At 74.8% G+C, this 24,503-nt stretch carries 23 protein-coding genes; 10 read left to right on the forward strand and 13 right to left on the reverse strand.

What is annotated here, in order from left to right:
* Nucleotides 1-15: 15 nt before the first annotated feature.
* The 6 genes from AB5J54_RS36270 to AB5J54_RS36295 form a co-directional block, all read right to left on the reverse strand.
* Entirely contained in the window at nt 16-774 is a 759-nt protein-coding gene (locus tag AB5J54_RS36270) for an ABC transporter ATP-binding protein (RefSeq protein WP_369148176.1), read from the reverse strand.
* On the reverse strand, nt 771-1,706 hold the full coding sequence (locus AB5J54_RS36275) for an ABC transporter permease (RefSeq protein WP_369148177.1): 936 nt from the start codon (nt 1,704-1,706) through the stop codon (nt 771-773). Before AB5J54_RS36275 ends, AB5J54_RS36270 begins: the two co-directional genes overlap by 4 nt.
* On the reverse strand, nt 1,703-3,046 hold the full coding sequence (locus AB5J54_RS36280) for an ABC transporter substrate-binding protein (protein WP_369148178.1): 1,344 nt from the start codon (nt 3,044-3,046) through the stop codon (nt 1,703-1,705). Before AB5J54_RS36280 ends, AB5J54_RS36275 begins: the two co-directional genes overlap by 4 nt.
* 14 nt (nt 3,047-3,060) lie before the next feature.
* Complete coding sequence (locus AB5J54_RS36285; RefSeq protein ID WP_369148179.1) at nt 3,061-3,288, reverse strand: ferredoxin family protein; 228 nt, start codon at nt 3,286-3,288, stop codon at nt 3,061-3,063.
* A 42-nt stretch (nt 3,289-3,330) separates the two neighbouring features.
* Complete coding sequence (locus AB5J54_RS36290; protein WP_369148180.1) at nt 3,331-4,098, reverse strand: GntR family transcriptional regulator; 768 nt, start codon at nt 4,096-4,098, stop codon at nt 3,331-3,333.
* A gap of 167 nt (nt 4,099-4,265) precedes the next feature.
* Complete coding sequence (locus AB5J54_RS36295; RefSeq protein ID WP_369148181.1) at nt 4,266-5,198, reverse strand: MerR family transcriptional regulator; 933 nt, start codon at nt 5,196-5,198, stop codon at nt 4,266-4,268.
* 153 nt (nt 5,199-5,351) lie between these two features.
* Here AB5J54_RS36295 and AB5J54_RS36300 point away from each other — a divergent pair, with 153 nt between their 5' ends.
* Nucleotides 5,352-6,854, forward strand: coding sequence for a dienelactone hydrolase family protein (locus AB5J54_RS36300; protein ID WP_369148182.1), 1,503 nt, complete (start codon nt 5,352-5,354; stop codon nt 6,852-6,854).
* Nucleotides 6,855-6,903: 49 nt separating this feature from the next.
* Here the strand turns inward: AB5J54_RS36300 and AB5J54_RS36305 are convergent, their stop codons facing one another.
* Genes AB5J54_RS36305 through AB5J54_RS36325 form a run of 5 tightly spaced genes read right to left on the reverse strand, consistent with a single transcriptional unit; the run spans nt 6,904 to nt 12,125 of the window.
* Entirely contained in the window at nt 6,904-7,689 is a 786-nt protein-coding gene (locus AB5J54_RS36305) for an ABC transporter ATP-binding protein (protein ID WP_369148183.1), read from the reverse strand.
* Complete coding sequence (locus AB5J54_RS36310; RefSeq protein ID WP_369148184.1) at nt 7,686-8,660, reverse strand: ABC transporter ATP-binding protein; 975 nt, start codon at nt 8,658-8,660, stop codon at nt 7,686-7,688. The genes AB5J54_RS36305 and AB5J54_RS36310 overlap by 4 nt, the downstream gene beginning before the upstream one ends.
* A 14-nt stretch (nt 8,661-8,674) precedes the next feature.
* Nucleotides 8,675-9,544, reverse strand: coding sequence for an ABC transporter permease (locus AB5J54_RS36315; RefSeq protein WP_369148185.1), 870 nt, complete (start codon nt 9,542-9,544; stop codon nt 8,675-8,677).
* Nucleotides 9,541-10,494 carry an ABC transporter permease gene (locus AB5J54_RS36320; RefSeq protein WP_369148186.1) on the reverse strand — a complete coding sequence of 318 codons (954 nt, stop codon included), beginning with the start codon at nt 10,492-10,494 and terminating at the stop codon, nt 9,541-9,543. Before AB5J54_RS36320 ends, AB5J54_RS36315 begins: the two co-directional genes overlap by 4 nt.
* Nucleotides 10,491-12,125: an ABC transporter substrate-binding protein gene (locus AB5J54_RS36325; protein WP_369148187.1), complete on the reverse strand. Its 1,635-nt coding sequence runs from the start codon at nt 12,123-12,125 to the stop codon at nt 10,491-10,493. Before AB5J54_RS36325 ends, AB5J54_RS36320 begins: the two co-directional genes overlap by 4 nt.
* 145 nt (nt 12,126-12,270) lie before the next feature.
* On the opposite strand from AB5J54_RS36325, the gene AB5J54_RS36330 reads away from it, so the two are divergent.
* The gene (locus AB5J54_RS36330; RefSeq protein WP_369148188.1) at nt 12,271-13,320 is read left to right on the forward strand and encodes a LacI family DNA-binding transcriptional regulator; all 1,050 of its coding nucleotides are present in this window, start codon (nt 12,271-12,273) and stop codon (nt 13,318-13,320) included.
* Between the two features lie 7 nt (nt 13,321-13,327).
* Here the strand turns inward: AB5J54_RS36330 and AB5J54_RS36335 are convergent, their stop codons facing one another.
* Entirely contained in the window at nt 13,328-14,962 is a 1,635-nt protein-coding gene (locus AB5J54_RS36335; protein WP_369148189.1) for an amidohydrolase, read from the reverse strand.
* A 92-nt stretch (nt 14,963-15,054) separates the two neighbouring features.
* Between AB5J54_RS36335 and AB5J54_RS36340 the strand changes: the two genes are divergently transcribed.
* On the forward strand, nt 15,055-15,759 hold the full coding sequence (locus tag AB5J54_RS36340) for a helix-turn-helix domain-containing protein (RefSeq protein WP_369148190.1): 705 nt from the start codon (nt 15,055-15,057) through the stop codon (nt 15,757-15,759).
* Nucleotides 15,760-15,856: 97 nt separating this feature from the next.
* Entirely contained in the window at nt 15,857-17,095 is a 1,239-nt protein-coding gene (locus AB5J54_RS36345; protein WP_369148191.1) for a pyroglutamyl peptidase, read from the forward strand.
* Nucleotides 17,096-17,115: 20 nt separating this feature from the next.
* On the opposite strand, the gene AB5J54_RS36350 is transcribed toward AB5J54_RS36345, so the two are convergent.
* Complete coding sequence (locus AB5J54_RS36350; RefSeq protein ID WP_369148192.1) at nt 17,116-18,813, reverse strand: IclR family transcriptional regulator C-terminal domain-containing protein; 1,698 nt, start codon at nt 18,811-18,813, stop codon at nt 17,116-17,118.
* 192 nt (nt 18,814-19,005) lie between these two features.
* Here AB5J54_RS36350 and AB5J54_RS36355 point away from each other — a divergent pair, with 192 nt between their 5' ends.
* The 6 genes from AB5J54_RS36355 to pcaD all read left to right on the forward strand — a co-directional run bounded on the left by AB5J54_RS36355 (nt 19,006) and on the right by pcaD (nt 24,502).
* A complete protein-coding gene (locus AB5J54_RS36355) occupies nt 19,006-19,764 on the forward strand; it encodes a CoA transferase subunit A (protein WP_369148193.1) in 759 nt (252 codons plus the stop codon).
* A complete protein-coding gene (locus tag AB5J54_RS36360) occupies nt 19,761-20,402 on the forward strand; it encodes a CoA transferase subunit B (protein WP_369148194.1) in 642 nt (213 codons plus the stop codon). Before AB5J54_RS36355 ends, AB5J54_RS36360 begins: the two co-directional genes overlap by 4 nt.
* Complete coding sequence (gene pcaH / locus AB5J54_RS36365; protein ID WP_369148195.1) at nt 20,399-21,223, forward strand: protocatechuate 3,4-dioxygenase subunit beta; 825 nt, start codon at nt 20,399-20,401, stop codon at nt 21,221-21,223. The genes AB5J54_RS36360 and pcaH overlap by 4 nt, the downstream gene beginning before the upstream one ends.
* Nucleotides 21,220-21,786: a protocatechuate 3,4-dioxygenase subunit alpha gene (gene pcaG, locus AB5J54_RS36370; RefSeq protein ID WP_369148196.1), complete on the forward strand. Its 567-nt coding sequence runs from the start codon at nt 21,220-21,222 to the stop codon at nt 21,784-21,786. The genes pcaH and pcaG overlap by 4 nt, the downstream gene beginning before the upstream one ends.
* A 100-nt stretch (nt 21,787-21,886) precedes the next feature.
* Nucleotides 21,887-23,230, forward strand: a complete 1,344-nt coding sequence (gene pcaB / locus AB5J54_RS36375) for a 3-carboxy-cis,cis-muconate cycloisomerase (protein WP_369149570.1) — start codon at nt 21,887-21,889, stop codon at nt 23,228-23,230.
* 165 nt (nt 23,231-23,395) lie between these two features.
* Nucleotides 23,396-24,502 carry a 3-oxoadipate enol-lactonase gene (pcaD, locus tag AB5J54_RS36380; protein WP_369149571.1) on the forward strand — a complete coding sequence of 369 codons (1,107 nt, stop codon included), beginning with the start codon at nt 23,396-23,398 and terminating at the stop codon, nt 24,500-24,502.
* Nucleotide 24,503 lies beyond the last annotated feature (1 nt).

The following is a 24,503-nucleotide window of genomic DNA, read 5'->3' on the forward strand; positions in this document are numbered from 1 at the left end:
TCCACAGGATGCCTTTCAGAGGGAGTCGAGAACGCGGCGGCGCAGCGCCTCGGTGACCGGGGCGTCCCGGGCGTCCCGCACCCGCGGGTGCGGCACGTCCAGGACCTCGCCGGTCGCGAACAGGACGACCCGGTCGCCGAGATGGAGGGCCTCGTCCACGTCGTGCGTGACGAAGACGACCGTCGCGCCCGTGCCGCGCAGGATCTCCACGAGCAGGTCCTGCATCCCGGCGCGGGTCGCCGCGTCGAGCGCGCCGAACGGCTCGTCCATCAGGACCGCCCGGGGCCGCCCGGCGAGCGCCCGGGCCAGCTGGACGCGCTGCCGCTGTCCGCCGGACAGCCGGTGCGGCAGCTTGTGGGCGTGCCCGGCGAGCCCGACCCGCTCCAGCCACTCCTCCGCCGTGCGGCGCCGCTCGGCGCGGGGGACACGGCGGATCGCGAGCGGCAGTTCCACATTGGCGCGGACCGTGCGCCAGGGCAGCAGGGCGTCGTGCTGGAAGACCAGCGCCCGGTCGGCGCCGGGCCGGCGGACCGGCACCCCGTCCTGGGTGACCCGCCCCTCCAGCGGGGGCAGCAGCCCGGCGAGCGTCCGCAGCAGGGTCGTCTTCCCGCAGCCGGACGGGCCGACGACGGTGAGGAGTTCACCGGGAGCGATCCGCAGCCCGACGGGGCCGGACACGGCTCCGCCGTCCCGGTGACCGAGCCGGGCGCCGTGCAGGGCGAGTCCGGCACCGGCCGGCACGGGGGTGGTGGCGGGCGGACTCACGGGGGTCATGTGACCGGCTCCTTGTCGGGTACGGGGAGGGCGACGGGGGTACGGGCGGCGGCGGGGTCCGCCGGGGCCGCGGCGCCCGGCGCCGGCGTCGCGTTCGTGCGGCGCGCGGGCGCCGTGGCGGAGTCCGCCGCACGGTCCGGTCCGGCCGCGCCGCCCTCCGCCGGGCGCGGCAGCCAGGCCGTGAGCCGGCGGCCGAGGGCCTCCACCGCCGTGGAGGTGAGCCGGCCCAGGACGCCGATGGTGGCCATGCCGACGAAGACCCCCGGGTAGTCGACGACCGTGTAGTCCTGCCAGGTGCGGTAGCCCACCCCGTACTCGCCGGAGATCATCTCCGCCGAGATCACACAGATCCACGCGACGCCGATGCCCACCGACAGGCCGCCGAAGATGCCCGGCAGGGCGCCCGGGAGGACCACCGAGAACAGCACCCGGGTCCTGCCCCCGCCCATGGTGAGCACCGCCTCCTCCCACGCCGGGTCCAGGGCGCGCACCGCGTGCCGGGTCGACACCAGGACGGGGAAGAGGGCGGCGGCGCAGGTGATGAAGACGATGCCCTGCTCGTTGGTGGGCAGCAGCAGGATCGCGACCGGCACCAGGGCGATGGCGGGGATCGGCCGGACCACCTCCACCAGCGGGCCCAGGATGTCCGCCGCCCACCGGGACCGGGCGACGGCCGTCCCGGCCGCCACCCCGAGGACGGCCGCGAGCAGGAAGCCGAGAGCGATCCGGCGCAGGCTGTGGCCGAGGTCCTGCCAGTACGCCTCGGTGCCGATCCGGTCGGCGAGCGCGGAAGCCACCTCGACGACCGTGGGGAACTGCTCGAACCGCAGCCACAGATGGACGTCCAGGGAGGTCAGCAGCTGCCAGACGCCGAGCGCCGCGAGCGGGGAGGCCACCCGGACCAGCCGGCGGCCGAGGCCGACGGCGCTCATGACGCGAGCCGCACGGCGTCCGCGTACGCCACGATCCGCGAGCCGGGGTGCCCGGAGACGTACCGCTCCGCGCCCTCCCGGGTCACGAAGGCGCGCCACTCGCCACCCTCCTGGACCCACACCGCCCGGTCCGCGAACCAGAGCGTCCCGGTCACCGCGTCCGGCACGTACGCGGCCCGCACCGCCGCTCCCTCGACGGCCTTGAGGAGTGCCCCGGGGCCGTCGAAGGTACGGGTCGACTCCTGCCCCTTCAGCCAGAGCTCGGCCTTCGCCGGGACCGCCTTCGGGTACGCGGCGCCCGGGGCCGCCCGTCGCAGCGGAGCCGTGTCGACGAAGGCGTCCACGTCGACGTCCTTCACCAGACCGGCCTCCTTGAGGACCGGCACGTCCTCCTTGAGCGCGGAGACCAGCTCGGGCCGGAGCGCCGGGTCGAAGGTGGCGATGCCGTGGGCGCCGTTGTAGAGGTAGACCACCTCGGCGGGCAGCCCCGTCGCCTTCGCCACCGACTCGGCCGACGCCACCGGCCGGGTGCGCAGCTCGTCCGTGGCCCGGCGCTGCGCGCGTAGGAACGCGTCGAGGGCCTCGGGGCGTTCCTTGGCGAACCGCTCGCGGACGGTGACCCCGTGGAAGGTCGGCAGGTTCAGCTCGGCCCCGTCGTACAACGCCGTCGCCCGGCCCTGGAAGGCGAGCAGACCGGGCCAGGCGACGAACTGGGAGAGCGCGTCGGCGGTGCCCGCCGTCAGGGCCGAAGCACCCACGCTCGGCTGCTGGTTGACCTTGTGGACGTCCTTCGCCGGATCGATCCCGGCCCGCCGCAGGGCCCGGACGAGCGTCCCGTCGGCGGCCGAACCGACACTCGTGGACACCTTGCGGCCCTTGAGGTCCTTCAGCGTCCGCAGCGGTGAACCCGGCGCGGTGACCACGGTGTTGAGGCCGCCGCGCAGGTTGTATCCGGTCACCGCGACCAGCCGCGTCGGCTCCTTGAGCTGCTTCCCGCGCGCCGCGTTGATCAGCAGCGGGAAGTCGCCCATCGAGCCGATGTCGATCTTCCCCGCCGTCATCTGGGCGGTGATCGGAGCACCGGTGGCGTAGTCCTGCCAGACGACCTTGTAGGTGACGCCGTCCTTCCTGCCGGCCGCCGCGAGCTCCTCCTCGAAGTAGCCGAGGGAGCGCAGCAGGGTGCCGGCGGTGACGGTGTTGATGGTCTTCGACTGGTAGCCGACGGTCACCGTGACCGTCCTCCCGCCCGCGGCGTCGTCGGTCCCCCCTCCGCCGCAGGCGGTGGCGAGGGGGAGCAGCAGGGCCAGGGGGAGGGTCAGGGCGAGTCTTCGTGACTGCATGGGAGTTCGGCCTTTCACCGGAGCAGATAGGGCATGTTGACGGTCACCGCGCCGGTGGGACAGCGGGCGGCGCACGGGCCGCAGTACCAGCACTCGTCCACGTGCATGTACGCCTTGCCGTCCTGCTCGCGGATGGCCAGCGAGTCGAGCGGACACATGTCGACGCAGAGCGTGCAGCCGTCGATGCACTTCGACTCGTCGATGGTCACGGGCACGTCGCCGCGCTGGGGGACCACGGGCATGGCTGTCTCCAGGAAAGGGGTGTGAGGGGGAGCGGAGCGAGGTCAGAGGGAGCGGCGGAGGACGCCGCTCATGGTGATGCGGTCACCGCGGAACCGGATGAACTCCAGGTCCACCGGCCGCCCGTCGGGCAGACAGGTCAGCCGCTCCAGCATCAGGACGGCGGCGCCGCGCGGCGCCTGGAGGACGGCGGCGGAGTGCGCGTCGGCGTTGACGGCCTCCAGGGTGATCTCGGCGTGCCCGAGCGGGCCGCCGGTCAGCTGCTCCAGGAGCCGGAACACATCCGTGTTCTCCAGGTCGCAGCCGAGGAGTTCACCCCCGACGTCCATCGGCAGGTACGACAGGTCGAGCGAGAGCGGCAGCCCGTTCAGGCGCCGCAGCCGCTCGATGCAGAGCACGTCCGTGTGCTCGGGCAGGCCGAGCCGGTGGGCCACCGGACCGGGGGCGCCGACCGGGCCCATCGTCCGCACCTCGTTGGTGACCCGGCCGTGCTCGTGCAGGGTCTCGGCGAGCCCCTGGAGCCGGTCCAGGCCGTGCGGGTACTTCTCGCAGACCACCACCGTCCCGACCCCCGGCTGCCGGTCGACCAGCTGCTCGCCGCGCAGCAGGTCCAGGGCCTGCCGGACGGTGTTGCGACTGGCCCGGTAGTCGGCCGCGATCACGTCCTCCAGGGGGAGGACCCCGCCGGGGAAGCCGCCCGCCAGGATCTGGTGGCGCAGCAGATCGGCGAGCTGCCGCGCCCGGTCGGCGCGCAGCCGCCGACGGCGGGCGGCGGCGACGGGGCGGGCGGCGGAAGCGGGTTCGGCGGGCATGGCACGGAACGTAGCGGCGCACCGGCCCCGGTGGTGTTGCCGCAGTATTGCGCCACCTGACACCCCCTCCGTACGCCTCTGACCTGCGGCGACGGTGGGAGGGTGGCGAGATCCGCCACCCGGACGCCCAGCACGTGGACAACCATCCGCCCACCATGTGGGAAGCGTCAGGCGGCCGGGCCGTGCACCTGGTCCCGGAGGGCCGTCGAGAGATGGTGGTGGAGGAGGCCGAGGACCGGTTCGTCCGGGGCGAACAGGCCGGCTGCCAGCTTCCAGTACCGGGGGAGCACCGGGCTGTCGTCCAGGGCGAGCAGTCCGAGGAGCCGGCGACGGAAGTCCGGTGTGTCCGGCTCCCCGCGCGCGCGGGCGTAGGCGGACACGAAACCGTCCAGGGCCCCGCCGTCCTGCGGCGCCCGCCCCGCCAGCATCGCGGCCGAGGCGAGCCCGTACGCCTCGGCGAGCCCCTCGTACAGCACGACCGGACGGTACTCGCCGTCCGGGAGCGGGGGCGAGGGCCGGAACTCCGGCCGTTCGAGGCGCGGGTCGGTGACGAGTGCGTGCAGCCGGGCGAACGCGAGGACGTCGTCGGTGCCGGGCTCGTCGGGAGGCCGCGGCACCACCGCGTCGAGGACCATGGACACCACCCGGCCCGGCAGTCGCGCGGGCAGCGCCCGCCGCCAGAACCGGACCAGGGCGTCCGTGTCCGGCGGGGCGGGCAGCGCGCCGAGCAGCCGCAGCCGCTCCGCGCGCTCCCCCGCGGTGCACTCCTGGAGCAGCCTCAGCGAGGCCTCCTTCCAGCGCAGCGCCACCAACTGAGAGCCCACATCCCGTAGTTGCCCCGCGACGGCCTCTTCGAGGACCTCGTCGGCCCCGTCCTTCTCCAGTACCCGCTCCACCTCGGGAACCGGCAGGTCGAGGGAGCGCAGGGAGCGGATGAACCGCAGCCGGTCGAGGGCGTCGGCCCCGTACCGGCGATGGCCCCCGGAGCTCCGGGCGGCCTCGGGCAGCAGCCCGCGATCGGAGTAGAACCGTACGGTCTTCACGGTGACGCCCGCCCGCGCGGCCAGCTCCCCGATGCTCCACAGACCGTCGGACAACACGAGGTGAACCTCTTTCAGCGGGCTCCGACCACCTTCGGACCCGTCCATTCTGACCTCCGGCCGGACCGCCCCGAACAGGTGCCTTGAATCTCCCGCAGGGGGAGTTCCTAGCGTGACCGCGAGACATCCCCGGAAGAGACAGAGGAGACGGTCATGACGGCGTTCGTGCTGGTGTCGGACACCTTCACCGGTGGCTGGGTGTGGGAGGAGACCGCCGCACTGCTGCGGGCGGCGGGAGCGGAGGCGTACCCCGTGACCCTGACCGGAATGGGGGACCGGCGCGCCGAGGCCGGACCCGGGACCGGCCTGGAGACGCACATCGAGGAGCTCGTCGGGCTCGTCGACGGGATCACGGCCGCCGAGGTGGTCCTCGTGGGCCACGGATACGGCCTGTACCCCGTGTTCGGCGCCGCCGACCGGCGGGCCGGGCGCGTGGCCCGGATCGTCTCCGTGGACACGGGCCCCCCGGGGCCCGGCGAGACCGCCGTCCGCTCCGTACCCGATCCGGAGGTCCGCGAGCTGCTCGCCGGGCGCCCCGACGCCCCCGTCCCGCCGCCGGCGCCCGGCACCTGGTCCCGGTGGGGCAGCGTCGAGGGCGTCCCCGCCGAGGCCCTCGTACGCCTGGAGAGCGAGGCCGCGCCCCAGCCGGCCGGCACCCTCACCGAGCCGCTCCGCCTGACCGGCGCGGCGGCCGCCCTGCCGACCACGGGCGTCCTGTGCGCCGCCAACGGGCAGAGCATCGCCATGGTCGAGATGGCGGTGGCCTCGGGCCCGCCCCAGTTCCGGGTGTTCACCGAGGAGCGGTTCCGCTTCTTCGAACTCGCCACCGGGCACTGGCCGATGCTCTCGGTCCCCGCGGAGCTGGCCGAGGTGCTGCTGAGCGCCGCGGCCGGCGAGGGGCACCGGGCGACCCCGCCGGAGGGCGACGGCCACGAGCAGCCGTCCCACCTCCTGCCCTTCCTCCTCGACGTGCCCGAGCGGCCGCGCGAGCGGGTCGGACGGGTCGACCTCCACCTCCCGGACGCCGAAGGTCCCCGGCCGGCGATCGTCTTCGTCCACGGCGGCCCGATCGCCGTGGACCAGCGGCCCACCCCGCGGGACACACCGTTCTTCCTGGGGTACGGCCGCTACGCGGCGAGCATGGGCGCCGTCGGAGTCACCGTGGACCACCGGCTCCACGGCCTCGCCGACTACGCCCGCGCCGCCGACGACCTCGCCGAGGCCGTCGAGCTGGTCCGCGCCGATCCGCGCGTCGACGGGGAGCGGATCGCGCTCTGGTTCTTCTCCACCGGCGGACCCCTGGCCGCGGACTGGCTCGCCGCGCCCCCGCCGTGGCTGCGCTGTGTCGCGGCGACCTATCCCGCCCTCGCGCCGCTGCCCGGCTGGGAGTCGGTCGAACCCCGTTTCCGCCCCGTCGACACGGTGGGCACGGCGGACGGGCCCCCGGTCGTCCTGACGCGCGCCGGTCTGGAGCACCCGGTCTTCACGGCGACCGTCGAGGCGTTCCTCACCGCCGCGAAGGAGCGAGGGGCCCACGTCGAGGTCGTCGACGCGCCGCACGGCCACCACGCCTTCGAACTGGTCGATCCCACCGACGAGTCCCGGGCGGTCGTGGCACGGTCGATGCGCGCGGTCCTCGCACGGCTGGGGGACTGACGCGCGCGGGGGCCGGGGAGGGAGCGTCGCTCCGTCCCCGGCCCGCACGTCATGCCGCCGGTCGCCGGCGGCGGGGCACGGAGTCCAGGAGGAGCCGGGTGTACGGGTGTTCCGGCGCGTCCAGGACCCGCGCGGTCGGGCCCGTCTCCACGACCTGGCCGGACTTCAGCACCAGGACCTCGTCCGCGATGTGCCGGACCACCGCGAGGTCGTGGGTGACGAAGAGGTAGCCGATGCCCGACTCGCGGCGGATCGTGCCGAGGAGTTCGAGGATCTGCGCCTGGATCGACACGTCGAGCGCGGCGACCGCCTCGTCGAGGACGAGGACCCGGGGCTCCACCGCGAGGGCGCGGGCGATCGCCACGCGCTGCCGCTGCCCGCCCGAGAGGCCCCGGGGCAGGGCGGAGGCCTCGCGGGCCCCGAGACCGACCTGGTCGAGGAGCTCGCCGACCCGGGCCCGGCGGCCCGCCTGGTCGAGGCCGGTGTGCAGCCGCAGGACCTCGTCGAGGCAGCCCGAGACGGTCACCCGGGGATCGAGCGACAGATACGGGTCCTGGAAGACCATCTGGATGTCCCGGGCCCTGGCGAGCCGTTCCACCCGGCCCCGGGGCCGGGTGGAACGGTCCCGGCCGTCGAGGCGGACCGTGCCGCCGTCCGGGCGTTCCAGACCGACCAGCATCCGGACCGTGGTGGTCTTGCCGCTGCCGGACTCCCCGACGAGGGCGAGGCAGGACCCGGGCGCGAGGGCGAACGACACTCCGTCGACGGCCGTGTGGTCCCCGTACCGCTTGCGCAGGTCCTCGACGACGAGGCCCGCCTTCGGCGTGGCGGTCACAGCGTGATCCCTTCTTCGGCACGGTGGCAGGCGGCGAGCCCGTCGCCGTGCTGTACGAGCACGGGCTTCTCCTCGGTGCAGCGCGGCACCGCGTGCGCGCAGCGCGCGGCGAAGGAGCAGCCGGGCGGCGCCTCCGCGAGGGAGACGGGGCGTCCCGGGATGGGCCGGGGCGCCGGCGCGTCCGGTTCGAGACGCGGGGTGCAGGCGAGCAGGCCCGCCGTGTACGGGTGCCGGGGCCGGTCGAACAGTTCGTCCGTGGACCGGGTCTCCACGATCCGGCCCGCGTACATGACGTACACCCGGTCGCAGATCGCGGAGGCCAGTTCGAGGTCGTGGGTGACGAACAGCATGCCCGTGCCCCGCTCGGCCCGCAGCCGGGCCAGGATCGAGAGGACCTCGGCCTGCGTGGTGACGTCGAGCGCGGTCGTCGGCTCGTCGGCGAGGAGGAGCGCCGGCTCGCTCGCGAGGGCCGCCGCGATGACGACCCGCTGGAGCATGCCGCCGGAGAACTGGTGCGGATGGCGGCGCAGGGCGCCGCGCGGGTCGCGGATGCCGACCGCGTCGAGGAGTTCCTCGGCGCGGGCGGTCGCCTCGGCGGCGGGCGTCCCGGCCGCGCGCAGCCCCTCGGTGAGGAAGTCGCCCACCCGCCGCAGCGGGTTGACGGAGGCGCGGGGGTCCTGGAACACCATCGAGACCTGCCGGGCGCGCAGCGCGGCGAGCTCGGCGCGGTTCATCGCGAGGACGTCCCGCCCGGCGACCCGGACCTGCCCCTCGGTGCGGGCGCCCCCGGGCAGCAGCCCGAGGACACTGCGGCAGGCCACGGACTTGCCGGAGCCGGACTCGCCGACCAGGCCGACGGTCTCCCCGGGCCGCACCGTCAGACTGACCCCGTCGAGGATCGGCCGGGCGGCCCGGTCGCCGGCGAGGCGGACGCCGAGGCCCTCGATCTCCAGGACCGGCGCTTTCGCCACCGTACTCATCGCCTTCACCGCTCCCGCTTCGCGATCCGGTCGGCGAGCCCCTCGCCGACGATGCCGAACGCCACCACGGCGAGCACGATGCACGCGGAGGGGGCGAGGGCCGGCAGCATCGCCCCCTGCAGGACGGCCGCCTGCCCCTCGTTGATCATGGCGCCCCAGTCGGCGGCCGGCGGCTGCACTCCGAAGCCGAGGAAGGACAGCGCCGCCAGGTCCATCAGCGCGTAGCCGAAGTTCATCGCGGACTGCGCGAAGACCGTCGGCGCGATGTTGGGCAGCAGATGCCGTACGCAGACGGTCCAGCCGGACCAGCCCTGCACCCGGTACGCCTCGATGTACGGCCGGGCCTTCTCCTGCCGGGCGATGCCCCGGACGAGCCGGCCCACGTACGGGGTGTAGGCGACGGACATGGCGATCACGGGCGCGGTGAGCCCCTCGCCGACGACCGACACAAGGAGGATCGCGAGCAGCAGTCCGGGGATCGCGAAGACGAGGTCCATGGACCGGGAGAGCATCGTGTCCACCCAGCCGCCCCGCCAGGCCGCCACCACGCCGAGGAGCGTGCCGAGCAGGGTGGAGACGCCGACGACGAGGAGCGGCCCGAGCAGCCCGGTGCGGGCGCCGGTGAGCAGCCGGGACAGGATGTCCCGGCCCGACTGGTCGGTGCCGAGCAGATGGTCGCCGGTGGTGCCGACGAGACTCGCCGACAGGTCGAGCGCCTCGGGGTCGTACGGGGCGAGGACGGGCGCGAGCAGGGCGACCAGGACGAGCAGCGCGAGCACCGCGACCGAGACCGCGAAGAGCGGGCCCTGGCCGAACAGGCGCAGGGCGCGCAGCCCCGGCCTGCGGTACGGCACCGCGGAGGTGGTGGAGGTCATGAGGAGCCTTCCCCGAGGGAGAGACGGGGGTCGATGAGCGGGGCGAGCAGGTCGACGACGAGGTTGACGAGGACGAAGGCCGCCACGCTGAGCAGGGTGATCGCCTGCACGACGGCGAAGTCCTTGGAGGTGACCGACTGCACGAGCAGCGAGCCGAGGCCGGGCACGTCGAAGGCGGTCTCGACGATCGAGGTGGAGATGAGGAGGCCGGCGAGCATCGTGCCGCCGACGGTGACGACGGGACCCAGCGCGTTGCGCAGCACGTGCCGGCGGACCACGGACCGGCCCGCGACGCCCCGGGCCCGCGCCACCTCGACGTGCTCGCGCCCGAGTTCGTCGAGCATCGCCGAGCGGGTCACCCGGGCGAGGAGTCCCGCGAAGGACAGGGCCAGGGCGAAGGCCGGCAGGGTCAGCTGGTACAGCCGCTCGGAGAAGCCCGCCGGGGTGCCGCCGCCCGGCCCGGGGAACCAGCCGAGCTGCACGGAGAAGAGCGAGACGAGCGCGATGGCCGTCACGAACGAGGGCGTGGCGGTGGCGACACCGGTGCCGATGAGCACCACCCGGTCCGGCAGGCCGGGGCGCAGCGCCCCGAGGATGCCGGCCGCGACCCCGAGCACCGCCACCAGCACGGCGGCGTAGCCGACGAGCAGGGCGGTGCCGGGCAGCCGGGAGCCGATGAGCGAGGCCACGTCCTGGTGGTACTGGGCCGAGCGGCCGAAGTCGCCGCTCAGGACGGAGCCGAGCCACTTCGCGTACTGCGTGACCAGCGGGTCGTCCAGGTGGTGCTCCGCCCGCAGGGCCGCCACGGCCGCGGGGGTCGCGGGGCGGCCGTGCAGGAGGAACGAGACCGGGTCGCCGGGGGCCAGGTGGACGGAGCCGAAGACCACCAGGGAGGTCACGAACAGCACCGCCGCCAGGCCGAGGAGCCGTCCGACGAGGTAGCGCGTCATCGCTGGGAGGCCCCGATCGTCGCGGCCCACGGGAAGTAGAGCTGGGCGATGCCGGTGGGCGCGCCGGTGATCCGCTTGCCGAGGAAGACCGAGTACGGCGCCTCGTACACGGGGATGACGGGCAGCTCGTCCAAGGCGATCTTCTGGAGCCTCGCCGTCAGGTCGGCGCGCTTGGCCGGGTCGGGCTCGGAGTTGGCCTTGTCGAAGGCGACGTCGAACTCGGCGTTCGACCAGCGGCCGTAGTTCCCGAAGTCGCCGGTGCGCAGGTACTGGTAGAACTCCAGCGGGTCGGGCGTGTTGTCGTAGCCGTTGGTGATGACCAGGTCGAGACCCTCACGCGCGTCGGGGTCGACGAAGATGCTGCTGTACGCGTCGGGCGAGACCGGCTTCAGCTTGACGTCGAGGCCGATCTGGCGGCCCGCGGCCTGGACGGCGTTGGCGACGACACTGATCTCGGGCGCCAGGGTGCTGGTGACGAGGGTGATCGTCCGGCCGTTCGCGTGGGCCTCCTTGACCAGCTTCTTGGCCGCCTCGACGTCGTACGCGGGCTCGGGCAGCGTGTCGTACAGCTCGGCCGTCTTCTCCGGGGCCAGCGCCCAGGCACCGCGCGCGGCGGGGGCCTTGGCGGGGACGCCGACGCCGCCGGCCGCGGCCTTGATGATGTTCTTCCGGTCCAGGGCCATCGACAGGGCCTTGCGGACCTTGAGGTTGCCGAGCGGGCCGTGGAAGTCGAGCACCGCGAGGTTCGCTGCGGCGGTGTTGGGGCCGAAGAGCAGCGAGCCCTTGTTGCCGGCCTTCAGCTGGGCGAAGGAGGAGGACGGGACCATGTAGCCGCCGTCCGCCGTGCCGGACAGGAAGGCGTTGGAGCGGGCCGCGGCGTCCTCGATGAAGGTGAACTTCACCTGCTCCGACTTGGGCGTGAGCGACGTGTCCCAGTAGGCGGCGTTCTTCTTGAGGGTGATGCTGTCGCCCTGCGCCCAGGAGTCGAGGGCGTACGGGCCGGTGCAGTTCAGCTTGCCCTTGGGCGTGCCGTAGTCCTTGCCCCCCTGGGCGAGGGAGGCGGCGCTCACGATCGTGCCGGGGGAGGCGGCCATCAGCTCGTGGAAGAGGACGTCCTCCTTGCCGAGGCGGATCGTCACCTCCAGGGGGCCGGTCTTCTCGATGGAGTCGACGCTCTTGAAGGAGGAGCCCCAGGGCGAGCCGGTCTTCGGGTCCATCTGGCGCTTGAGGGAGGCGACCACGTCGTCGGCGGTCATCGTGGTGCCGTCGTGGAACTTCACCCCGGGCCGCAGGGTGTAGACGAGGGTGCGCGGGTCGGGCTGCGCCCACTTCACGGCGAGGCCGGGCACGATCTTCATGTCGGGCGTGACCCGCAGCAGCTGCTCGCACACATTGGCGAGGACCGTGTTCGGCGGGTAGTCGTAGGCGAGGGCGTAGTCCAGCGTGTACGGCTCGGCGTACAGGGACCAGGTGAAGGAGTCCAGCGGGCCCTGCGCGGCCGGCGAGGTCGGGCTGACCTTGAAGTCGGTGCCGCCGCCGGCGGCGGGCTTCGTGGCGCCGGAGCAGGCGGACGTGGTGGCCGCGAGGGCGGCGGTACAGACGAGAAGCGCGAGGGTTCTGGGCATGCGCATGGGGAGGGACCCACCCCTTTACAGGTGTAGTGACGGGCTCGGGGGGATGGAGCGAGTATTGGTGCGGGAACGTTCCCGCACAAGGGCTGCGTCCGACTTTGCGGGAACGGTTTTGCAGAGGTCACGAGGGTGGCACCATCACCCCATGACCGAAGCTTCACGGCACGGCGGGCAGCCCTCGCCGCCCCTCCCGCGCGTCCGCCTGGTCGACGTGGCCCGCGAGGCGGGCCTGTCCAAGACGACCGTCTCGGCGGCGCTCAACGGCACCGGCAGACTCTCCCCCGAGGTACGGGAGAAGGCCCGCGAGACCGCGCGCAGAATGGGCTACCGGCCCAACGCCACCGCGCGCCGGCTGCGCGCGGGACGGGCCCGGCTGATCGGATACGTGGTCGGCGAGTTCGCCGACGCTCCCTGGACCTTTCTCGAGTCGCCGTACTTCGCCCGGCTGACCGGCGCCACCGCGGCCACCGCGCTGCGCCGCGGCTACGCCGTGGTGCTGCTGCCCGCCGGCTCCCTGCAGAGCGAGTGGGCCGACCTGTCCCTCGACGCGGTGGTCGTCGCCGATCCCGTCGCCGACGACCCGGTCGTCGAGGACCTCCTCGCCGCCGGCATCCCCGTCTTCACGGACCGCTCCGTCGAGGGGCTGCCGGGGGCGTACTGGGTGGACGTCGACGCGGGCAGCGCCGTCCGCGAGGCCCTCGACCACCTCCGCGAGCAGGGGGCCCGCAGGCCCGTCGTCGTGGTGCCGGACAGCACCACCCGCTTCCACACCGAGGTGTACGCGGCCCACCGGGACTGGTGCGCCGCCCACGGCCTGCCGGAACGGGTGGTACGCGTCGGGGAGCCCGGCAACGGGCCCGTGGTGCGGGCCGTCGAGACCGCCCTGGCCGACGCCGGCCCCGACCGGCCCGACGCGCTCCTCGTCGTGGCCGAGGCCAGCCCGCCCCTCGTCCTGGAGGCGGCGCGCCGCCAGGGGTACGCGGTCCCGGACGACCTGCTGGTCGTCCTGGTCAGCGAGGACGCCACGGCCCTGCACACCGAGCCGCCGGTCTCCACGCTGAGCCTGCGGCCCGAGGCGGTCGCCGAGGCCGGCGTCGAGCACCTCGTCGCGGTCCTGGAGCACGGCCGCCGCGAACCCGCCGGGACGCTCGTACCGACGCGTCTGGACGTACGGGGCTCGTCGCTGCGGAGCTGAGGCACGGTCAGACCGCGTGCACCAGCCGCCCGCCGACGTAGGTCCGCTCGACTCGGGCCTCGGCGATCTCCTCCGGCGGGCCGGTGAGGATGTCGCGGTCCAGGACGACCAGGTCGGCGAGGTGGCCGGCGCGCAGGCTGCCGGAGTCGTCGAGACCGTTCACATGCGCGGTGCCCGCCGTGTACGCGGCGAGCGCGGTGCTGAGGTCGAGGCGCTGCTCGGCGTAGAAGACCCGGTCGTCGGTGGCCTCGGGGTCGCGGCGGTTCACGGCGACGTGGATGCCCTCGATCGGGTTCGGGCTGCTGACCGGCCAGTCGCTGCCGGCGGCGAGGGTGGCTCCGGCCCGTACGAGATCGCCGAACGGGTACTGCCAGGCGGCGCGTTCGGGACCCAGGAACGGGATGGTCAGCTCGTCCATCTGCGGCTCGTGCGCGGCCCACAGCGGCTGGATGTTGGCGATGGCGCCGAGCGACGCGAACCGCGCCAGGTCGTCGGGGTGGACGACCTGCAGGTGGGCGAGGTGGTGACGGTTGCCGCGGCGCCCGTTGGCGGCGATCGCCGCGTCGAGGGCGTCCAGGGCCTCACGGACGGCCCGGTCGCCCAGGGCGTGGAAGTGGACCTGGAAGTCCAGGGCGTCCAGCTCGGTCACGTACCCGCGCAGCGCCTCCGGGTCGACGAAGCTCAGCCCGCTGTTGGCGGTGGCGCAGCCACAGCCGTCCAGGTACGGCGTCGTCATCGCGGCGGTGAAGTTCTCCGCGATGCCGTCCTGCATGATCTTCACCGAGCCGGCCCGGAACCGGCCGACGCTCAACTTCTCGCGCCGGGCGACCAGTTCGGGGATCTGCTCGGCCCCCCGCTCCCGGTCCCACCAGAGCGCCCCGGTCACCCGGGCGGTCAGCGAACCGTCGCCGGCCGCGCTCAGATACGCCTCCGAGGGGTCGGCCATGCCGCCGAAGGAGCCGAGCAGCGCGTCCTGCCAGGCCGTGATGCCGAGCGAGTGCAGCAGCTTCTGGGCCCGCAGCAGACCGGCGAGCCGCTCCTCGGCGGTCGTCGGCGGCACCAGCCGGGCGACGAGACCGATCGCGCCCTCCTGCAGCATGCCGCTGGGGGAGCCGTCCGCCTCCCGCTCGATCCGCCCGTCGGCGGGGTCCGGGGTGTCCGCGGTGAGCCCGGCCAGCTCCAGTGCGCGGGAGTTGGCCCAGGCGCCGTGGTGGTCACGGTTCGACAGCAGGACCGGCCGGTCCGGGACGACGGAGTCGAGCAGCTGCCGGGTGGGAAGGCCCCCCTCGAAGCTCTCCATGGACCAGCCGCCGCCGGTGATCCAGGGGTGGTCCGGATGGGTGTCCGCGTACTCCCGGATCCGCTCCAGGTAGTCCGCGACGCCGACCGTGCCCGTCAGATCGCACTCGGCCAGCTCCTTGCCGCCGGAGACGGCGTGGATGTGGGCGTCCTGGAAGCCGGGGAGCAGCAGCTTGCCCGTCAGGTCGACGACCTCCGTGCCGGGCCCGATGAGGTCCCGTACCTCGTCGTGGCCGACGGCCGCGATCCGCTCGCCGACGACGGCGAGCGAGGTCGCCCGGGTGCGGGCCGGGTCGGCCGTGAAGACGGGACCGCGGGTGAAGACCAGATCGGCCGTGGCCATGGGCGCTCCAGAACATGTCGTGTCGGTTGGTGGGCGCCATGCAAGCGGGCGGGCCGTTTACACGTCAATGGCGTTGACGTAAGGTTCCGGCCATGTCCGAACGCGTGGTCCCCGAAGGCAGACGGCAGCGTCGCCGCCCCACCAAGCAGGGCGCCGTCCTCTCGGAGCGGCTCATCGTCGAGACCGCGCTGCGCCTGATCGCGCAGCACGGCGCGGAAGCCCTCTCGGTACGGAGGCTGGGCGCGGCGCTCGGCGCCGACCCCACGGCCCTCTACCGCTACTTCAGGAACACCGACGCCCTGCTCCTCGCCGTCGCAGACGAGATGATCGGCCGCGCGCAGGAGGGCTGGACGGCCACCGGCGACTGGCGGGTCGACCTCCGGGACCTCGGGCTGCGCATCCACGGCTGCTACCAGGCCTATCCGCAGGCGGCGGCGCTCGCGGCGCACCGGACCACCGGGCGGCCGTACGAGACCCGGGCCGTCGAGCGGATCCTCGGCGTCCTGCGCTCCGCCGGCTTCCCGGACGACCTCGCCGTCCGGATCTACCACGCCTTCGTGGACCAGGCCCTCGCCTTCGCGGCCCAGGACGCGGCCGCGCTGGCCCTGCCGCCCGCCGCCCAGGAGAAGGAGGCGGAGGTCTGGCACGCGGTCTACGGCCGGCTGTCCCCCGACACCCACCCGAACATCGCCGCGACCTTCCCGCTCCTGGCCGCCGACATGAGCGACAGCGGCTATCCGTTCGCCCTGGAACTGATGCTGAGCGCGGTGGCGGCGCTGAGGCCGAAAGACGCGTGACCCGAGGCCGGGGGAGGGGCTTGTGGGGCGCCGTAGCATGACTCGCGTGGTGCGGAGCACTTCTGACGAAGCGACATGTACGCGCGAAAGGACCCCCGTGATCTCCATACGCAGCGCACTCGCCCTCCCCCTCGCCGCCGCCTCCCTGGCCCTGGCGACCCCGCCCGCCCCGGCGGCCGAGGCGGTCGCCGTCACCACGGAGGAGGCCCGGCTCGACCGGGCCGCGCCCCAGGAGATCCTGCGGCGCAGCGGATTCGCCTCCCTGGCCCCGGAGTTCGCCGACGCTCTCGCCCGGGCCGACTCCTTCGCCGAGGCCGAGCGGACGGTCGGCCGGTACGGATCGGGGCTCTGGCGACGGGCCGTGGACCGGGCCCAGGGCCGGGGGAGCGCGGGCGGCGACCTGAGCCGGGACGACGACCGGCCGCTGTACTGGTCGCGACTCGCGCTCACCCGCGAACTCCGCGCCTGGCAGCCCGGGTTCACGATCACCGAGGAGGGCCGGACCCGGCTCCTCGACCGGCTCGAACGGTCCTCGCGCGGCCAGGACTCGATCCGCTACCCGGCCGGGAAGGGCGTGAAGCGGATCCTGCTGACCGGCTTCGACCCCTTCACGCTCGACCGGGACAGCCGGATCAGCAACCCGTCCGGGGCCACCGCCCTCGCCCTGGACGGCACCTGGCTGCGGACCTCCGACGGCTCCCTCGCCCGGGTCGAGACGGCCGTCTTCCCCGTCCGCTGGCAGGACTTCGCCGACGGCACGGTCGAGCGGACCCTGCGCCCGCACCTGCCGGAGGTGGACCTCTTCACCACGGTGAGCCAGGGCCGGCCCGGCCGCTTCGACATCGAGCGGACCAACGGCGCCTGGCGCGGCGGCTTCCCCGACAACGAGAACCTGTCGCGCACCGAGACCGTGCCCGTCGCCGATCCGGCCACGCAGCCCCAGTGGACGTCGACGACCCTTCCGTACACGGCGATCACGGCGGCGCCCACCGGCCGCTTCCCGGTCTACGACAACACCTCGGTGACCGAGCTGCCGGCCGGGTCCGGCACGCCCGTCGTCCGCCCCGACGGGCCGACGCCCGGTTCCGCCGCCCGGGCGGGCGGCGGCGGGAACTACCTGTCCAACGAGATCGCCTACCGGGCCACCCTGCTGCGCGACCGGCTCGGCCTGACGGACCTTCCCGGCGGGCATGTGCACACGCCGGTCCTCCAGTTCGGCCCGGGCAACACCGACCCGGCGACGGGTGCGGTCAGCGACGCGGAGTTCGTTCGGAACCGGCTCGACATCATCGCCCAGGTACGGGCGATCGTCGCCGTGGCCGCCGGCTCCCGGTAGGGCGGAGGGGGAGGGGCCGCTCAGCCCGTCGTGACGGGGGAGAAGCGGCCCACGGCGGCGAGGTCCGCACTGATGAGCGCGGCCGTCTCGCGCAGCGGCGGCAGCAGGGCCGCCAGGCTCTCCTCCGGGGTGGCCCGGCCCGCGTGCAGCGCCACGTTCACCGCAGCGACCACCCGCCCCGTGCCGTCCGTGACCGCCGCGGCGAGCGAGCGCAGCCCCTCCTCCAGCTCCTGCTCCACCCAGCCGTAGCCCCGCTCGGCGGTCGCCGCCACGGCCTCGTCGAGCCCCTCGTGGGTCGTCACCGTGCGCGGGGTGAGCGCCTCGGGCGTGATCCGGCCGAGCCGTGCCGCCCGCTCGCCCTCCGGCAGGGACCCGAGCAGGACGCGCCCCATGGAGGTCGCGTACGCGGGCAGCCGGGTGCCCACCGTGATGTCGATGTGCATGATGCGGGTCGAGGCGACCCGGGCGACGTACCGGATGTCGTCCCCGTCGAGCACGGCCACGGACGCGGACTCGTGGACGCGCAGCACCAGCGCGACGAGGTGCGGGGTGGCGATCTCCGGCAGGCTCAGCCCGGAGAGGCGGGCGTAGCCGAGCTCCAGGACCCGGGGGAGGACGAGGAAACCGTCGGGCTCCTCCCGTACGTACCCCAGGTGGCGCAGGGTGATCAGCGACCGGCGGGCGGTCGCGCGCGGCAGCCCCGTCAGCCGGGCGAGCTCGGCGAGCCGGACGGGCCCCCGCAGGCGGCCGAAGGCCCGCAGGACGTCCAGCCCGCGCGCGAGCGACTGCAGGAACCCGGAGCCGAGCTCCTCCTTGAGGGCGGGCCCGGAAGCGCCGGGCGCGGCCGGGGCGGGCGCCGGAACGGGCGGCGCGGCGTCCGCCCCGGCACCGGGGACGTCCTCCGCCGCCAGCGCCCCCTCCATCGCCGCCACCGCCCGCCGCAGCGGCGGCAGGGCGGCCTCCCGGAGGGACTCCGCGCTGTGCCGGCTCGTGTGGCTGACGACGCTGACCGCACAGACCACCGCGCCGTCCGGGCCCCGGACCGGGAGGGCGACGGCGAGCAGGCCCGGCTCGATCAGCTGGTCGTCCACCGCGAGGCCGGTCTCGCGGGCCTCCCGCACCCGGTCGAGGAACGCGGCCTCGACCTCCTCGGCGGGGGACGCCGGCCGGGGCGGTACCGAGGGGAAGCCGGTGTCCAGGGGGTCCTTCGCGCGCCGGGCCCGCCACCGATCGAGGTCCGCCGCGTCCCACCGCGCGGCGAACAGCGCGCCGGGAGCGCACCGTTCGGCCGGAAGGAGGTCTCCGGTCCGGAAGGAGATCGCCATCGCCCGGCGGCGGGTGGCCTGGGCGAGGAAGCGGACGCCGTCGCCGTCCGGGACGGCCACGGACACCGACTCGTCGAGCGCGTCGGCGAGGGCGACGGCGTGCGGTACGAGGAGCTCCGGCAGCCCGCAGGAGGCCAGGTACGCGTTGCCGAGCTCGGCGGCGCCGGGCGCGAGCAGCAGGTCGCGGCCCTCGGTCCGCAGCAGGCCGAGGCGGACGAGGGTCGTCGCGACCCGGTCGATCGTGGAGCGGGCGAGCCCGGTCGTCCGGGCGAGGTCGCCGGGCCGGTGCCGGAGCTCGGGGCCCGCGGCCATGACGCGGAGCACGGCGAGCCCGCGTTCGAGCGGTCCGACCAGCTCCTCGGGTGCCCCCTGGGCCTCGGTGGGCTGCGGCATCGTCCGGACTCCTCGGTGCGGTGGTGGGCGGAAGGGGCACGGGGAGCCGCGCGGGGAAACCGTACCCGCGGCGTTGACACGGCCCGTGGCGCGGATGGACACTCACCCCCGCCAAAATTCTGAACGCAAGTTCAGCAGGCGAACACCTGCAACGTCAATCCCGAGTGAATCCCGAGTGAAACGGGTCGTTACATGGACAAAGTGGTCGCCAGTGCCGCCGAAGCGGTGGCGGACATCGAGGACGGCGCCTCACTCGCCGTCGGAGGCTTCGGCCTGAGCGGCGTACCGGACGTGCTCATCCGCGCCCTGCACGCCCACGGCCCCGGAGACCTCTCCGTCGTCTCCAACAACTGCGGCGTCGACGGCGGAGGCCTGGGCATCCTCCTCGCGGCCGGCCGGATCAGCCGCGTCACCGGCTCCTACATCGGCGACAACAAGGAGTTCGCCCGCCGCTACCTCGGCGGCGAACTCGAACTGGAGCTCACCCCCCAGGGCACCCTCGCCGAACGACTCCGCGCCGGCGGCTGCGGCATCCCCGCCTTCTTCACCCCCGCGGGCGTCGGCACCCAGGCCGCCGACGGCGGACTGCCCTGGCGGTACGCCGGGGACGGCACCGTCGCCGTCGCCTCCCCGCCCAAGGAGACCCGCGCGTACGACGGACGCCCGTACGTCCTCGAACACGGCATCACCACCGACTTCGCGCTCGTCCGCGCGGCCCGCGGCGACCGCCACGGCAACCTCGTCTTCGCCCGCGCCAGCCGCAACTTCAACCCGCTCGCCGCCATGGCGGGCCGGATCACGATCGCCGAGGTGGAGGAGCTCGTCGAACCCGGCGAGCTCGACCCCGACCAGGTCCACCTGCCGGGCGTCTTCGTCCAGCGGGTCCTCGCGCTCACCCCCGCACAGGCCGCCGACAAGGGAATCGAACGAAGGACGGTACGCACCCGATGAGCTGGACCAGGGACGAGATGGCGGCCCGCGCCGCCCGCGAACTGACCGACGGTTCGTACGTCAACCTCGGCATCGGGCTGCCCACCCGCGTACCGAACTTCCTCCCCGACGGCGTCGACGTCGTCCTCCACTCCGAGAACGGACTCCTCGGCGTCGGCCCCTACCCGTACGAGGACGAGGTCGACCCCGACCTCATCAACGCGGGCAAGGAGACCGTCACCGTCCTGCCCGGCGCCGCGTTCTTCGACTCCGCGCTCTCCTTCGGCATGATCCGCGGAGGCCACATCGACACCGCGATCCTCGGCGCCATGCAGGTCTCCGCCCGCGGCGACCTCGCCAACTGGATGATCCCCGGCCGCATGGTCAAGGGCATGGGCGGCGCCATGGACCTCGTCCACGGAGCCCGCCGGGTCGTCGTCCTCATGGAGCACACCGCCAAGGACGGCACGCCCAAGATCGTCGAGGAGTGCTCCCTGCCGCTCACCGGCCGGGGCTGCGTCGACCGGATCATCACCGACCTCGGCGTCCTCGACGTCACCGAGGACGGCCTCCGGCTCGTCGAGACCGCCCCCGGCGTCACCCCCGAGGACCTCACCCGCCTGACGGCGGCTCCCGTGAAGGTGGACACCGCAGCATGACGCCGACCCCGACCCCGACCCCGACCCCGACCCCGACCCCGGTCGCGACCCCCGTCCCGGCTCCGACGCGGATCCCGACCCAGCAGGACATCTCCCAGGAGATCGACGCCCGGCGCGAGGAGTACCGCCGCTCCGGCGAGACCCGGCACCACCCCGCCCGCGACTACCCGCCCTACCGCAGCAGCGCGCTGCGCCACCCGCGACAGTCCTTGGTCGCCGTCCGTGACCCCGAGGCCGTGGAACTCTCCGGACCGGTCTTCGGCGCCACCGACGTCACCGCGCTCGACGCCGACCTCACCCGCGGCGGCGCCGGCGAACCCCTCGGCGAGCGGATGACCGTCACCGGCCGGATCCTCGACCGCGCGGGCCGCCCCGTGCGCGGCCAGCTCGTCGAGGTCTGGCAGGCCAACGCCGCCGGACGCTACGCCCACCAGCTCGACCAGCACCCGGCCCCGCTCGACCCCCACTTCACCGGCGCCGGCCGCTGCCTGACCGACGACGACGGCACGTACCGCTTCACCACCATCCGCCCCGGCGCCTACCCCTGGCGCAACCACACCAACGCCTGGCGCCCCGCGCACATCCACTTCTCGCTCTTCGGCAGCGCGTTCACCCAGCGGCTCGTCACCCAGATGTACTTCCCCGGCGACCCGCTCTTCGCCTACGACCCCATCCTCCAGTCGGTCACCGACGACGCCGCCCGCGCCCGGCTCGTCGCCGGCTACGACCACGACCTCACCACCCCCGAACACGCCCTCGGCTACCGCTGGGACATCGTCCTCGACGGACCCGCCGCGACCTGGATCGAGGAAGGCCGATGACGACGACCGGGAAGCCCACACCCGCCCAGACCGTCGGCCCCTTCTACGGGTACGCGCTGCCCTTCCCCGGCGGCCCCGACATCGCCCCCGCCGGGCACCCCGACACCCTCACCGTCCACGGTCACGTGTACGACGGAGCCGGCGCGCCCGTCCCCGACGCGCTCCTGGAGATCTGGCAGCCCGGCCCCGACGGCGACCGGAGCGGCGCCACCGGCTCCCTCCGCAAGGACCCCGTCACCGGCGGCCACGCCGGACGGGACGGCATCACCTTCACCGGCTTCGGCCGGGTCGCCACCGACGCCGACGGCCGCTGGGCGATCCGCACCCTGCCGCCCGCCGGAGCGCCCTACCTCTCCGTCTGCGTCTTCGCCCGCGGACTGCTGCACCACCTGTTCACCCGGATCTATCTGCCGGGCCCGGGCGCCGAGGCCGATCCGCTGCTCGCCTCGCTCCCGCCGGAGCGGCGCGCCACCCTGCTCGCGGCCGAGTCCGCCCCCCGCACCCTGCGCTTCGACGTCCGCCTCCAGGGGCCGGAGGAGACGGTGTTCCTTGACTTCCGCTGAGCAGCCTCCGCGGCGGTACGAGGAGGGGGCGCCGTACGAGGCCGGGCACCGCCCGGGGCCGTACGCGCCCGACGCCGGTGAACCGTACGACGTCGGGCTCCTGGCCCCCGTCCGCGCCGGCACCGACGTCGAGGCGGCCACCGGCGACCGCGCCTTCCTCCGGGCGATGCTCGACGCCGAGGCCGCCCTGACCCGGGCCCAGGCAGCCCTCGGCCACGCACCCGCCGAGGCGGCCGCGGCCGTCACGGAGGCCGCGGCCCGCACCGACCTGTTCGACCCGCGCGCGCTCGCCCTCCGCGCCCGCAGCGGCGGCAACCCCGTCATCCCCCTGGTCGCCGAACTGACCGCCGCCGTACCGGCGGAGGCCGCACCCCACGTCCACCGGGGCGCGACCAGCCAGGACATCATGGACACGGCCGCGATGCTCGTCGCGGCCCGCGCCCTGCCCCTGATCACCGGCCCGCTGCACCGCGCCGCGGCCGCTCTCGGGCGGCTCGCCGCCGCCCACCGCGAGAGGCCCATGGCCGGCCGGACCCTCACCCAGCACGCCGTGCCCACCACCTTCGGGCTCAAGGCGGCCGGCTGGCGCAGCCTCGTCCTCGACGCGGCCGACCGGCTCACCGCCCTCACCCTCCCGGCCCAACTCGGCGGCGCGGCGGGCACCTTGGCGGCATTCGAGCAGCTGGCCGGCGCGCCCGGCAGCGGTCCCGACCTCGCCGAGGCGTACGCCCGCGAGCTGGGGCTCGCCGCCCCGGCCCTGCCCTGGCACACCCTGCGCACCCCGGTCGCCGACCTCGGCACGGCGCTCGCCTTCACCGCGGCCGCGCTCGGCAAACCCGCCGCCGACGTGCTGCTGCTCAGCCGGACCGAGACCGGCGAACTCGCCGAGGGCGACGGCGGCGGGTCCTCCGCGATGCCCCACAAGAACAACCCCGTCCACGCCACCCTCGTCGCCGCGGCCGCCCGCCAGGCACCCCCGCTCGCCGCGGTCCTCCTCGGCTCGCTCACCGCCGAGGACGAGCGCCCGGCCGGCGCCTGGCACGCCGAATGGCAGACCCTCCGCGAACTCCTCCGCCTCGCCGGAGGCGCCGCCCACCACCTGGCCGCCCTGGCCGAGGGCCTCCAGGTCCACCCCGCCCGGATGAGGGAGAACCTGCACCGGACCCGAGGCCTGGTGGCGAGCGAACGCCTCGCCGCGGAGCTCTCCGGACTCCTCGGCCGCGGCGCCGCCCGGCGACTCCTCGACACGGCCGCCCAGCGCGCCCTGACGGACCCCCGCCACCTGGCGGACGTCCTCGCCGAGGCCCCGGAACTCGCCGACCTGGTGACTCCGGACCACCTCAAGACCCTCACCGACCCGACGACGGCGATCGGTGCCGCCCCTCAGCTCGTCGACCACGCCCTCCGGAGACGACCCTCCGCCGACCGCAAAGGCCCCGCATGACACCCGACGCGACCCAGCCCGCACTGGCGGCGCCCGACGCCCCCGGGAACGGTCGTCGCCTCGCAGGGGCGCCCCGCCCCGGAGCCCCCCACACCCCCGGCGCACCCCGCGCCACCCCCGCCCCTCCACCACCGCGTCGACGGCCCCACCGACGCCCCCGTCCTCATCCTCGGCCCCTCCCTCGGTACCTCGCTCGCCGTCTGGGACGCGCAGACCGCCGCCCTCGCCCGGCACCACCGCGTGGTCCGCTGGGACCTCCCCGGGCACGGCGGCACCCCGGCCGACGCCCTGCCCGACACCGCCCCCGGGGCCGCCACCGTCGCCGACCTCGCCGCCCTCGTCCTCGAACTCGCCGACCACCTCGGCGCCGAGCGCTTCGGCTACGCAGGGATCTCCCTCGGCGGCGCCGTCGGCACCCACCTCGCCGTCCACCACCCCGAGCGGATCACCGGCCTCGCCGTCGTCTGCTCCTCGGCCCGCTTCGGCGCGCCGGAAGGCTGGCGCGAGCGCGCCGCGCTCGTCCGCGCCCAGGGCACGGCGCCGCTCGCCGAGACGATGGCCTCGCGCTGGTTCACCCCCGGCTTCGCCTCCACCCGGACCGCCGACCGGCTCCTCGCCGATCTGCGCGCCGCCGATCCCGACGGCTACGCCGCCTGCTGCGACGCCCTCGCCACGTACGACCTGCGCGAGGCCCTCGGCCGGATCAGCGCCCCGACACTCGTCGTCGCGGGACGCGCCGACCCGGCCACCCCGCCCGCCCACTCCCGTGAGCTCGCCGACGCCATCCCCGACGCGGGCCTCCTGGAGCTCCCCGGAGCCGCCCACCTGGCCCCCGCCGAACGCCCGCAGGCCGTCCTCACCGCGCTCCTCGGCCACTTCGGCGCACCGGCCGACGACGGCAGCCGGCACGCCCAGGGCATGGCCGTCCGCCGCGCGGTCCTCGGCGACGCGCACGTCGACCGGGCCGTCGCCAGGACGACCACCCTGACCGCCGACTTCCAGGACTACATCACCCGCTGCGCCTGGGGGGAGATCTGGACCCGGCCGGGACTCGACCGCCGCACCCGCAGCTGCATCACCCTCACCGCCCTGGTCGCCCACGGCCACCTGGAGGAGCTCGCCCTGCACGTCCGGGCCGCACTGCGCAATGGACTCACCCCCGAGGACATCGGCGAGGTCCTGCTGCACTCCGCCGTCTACTGCGGCGTCCCCGCCGCCAACGCCGCCTTCGCCACGGCCCAGCGCGTCCTCGCCGAGGCCGAGGCCGGCTGAC

The sequence above is a fragment of the Streptomyces sp. R44 genome (assembly GCF_041053105.1).
Taxonomy (GTDB): domain Bacteria; phylum Actinomycetota; class Actinomycetes; order Streptomycetales; family Streptomycetaceae; genus Streptomyces.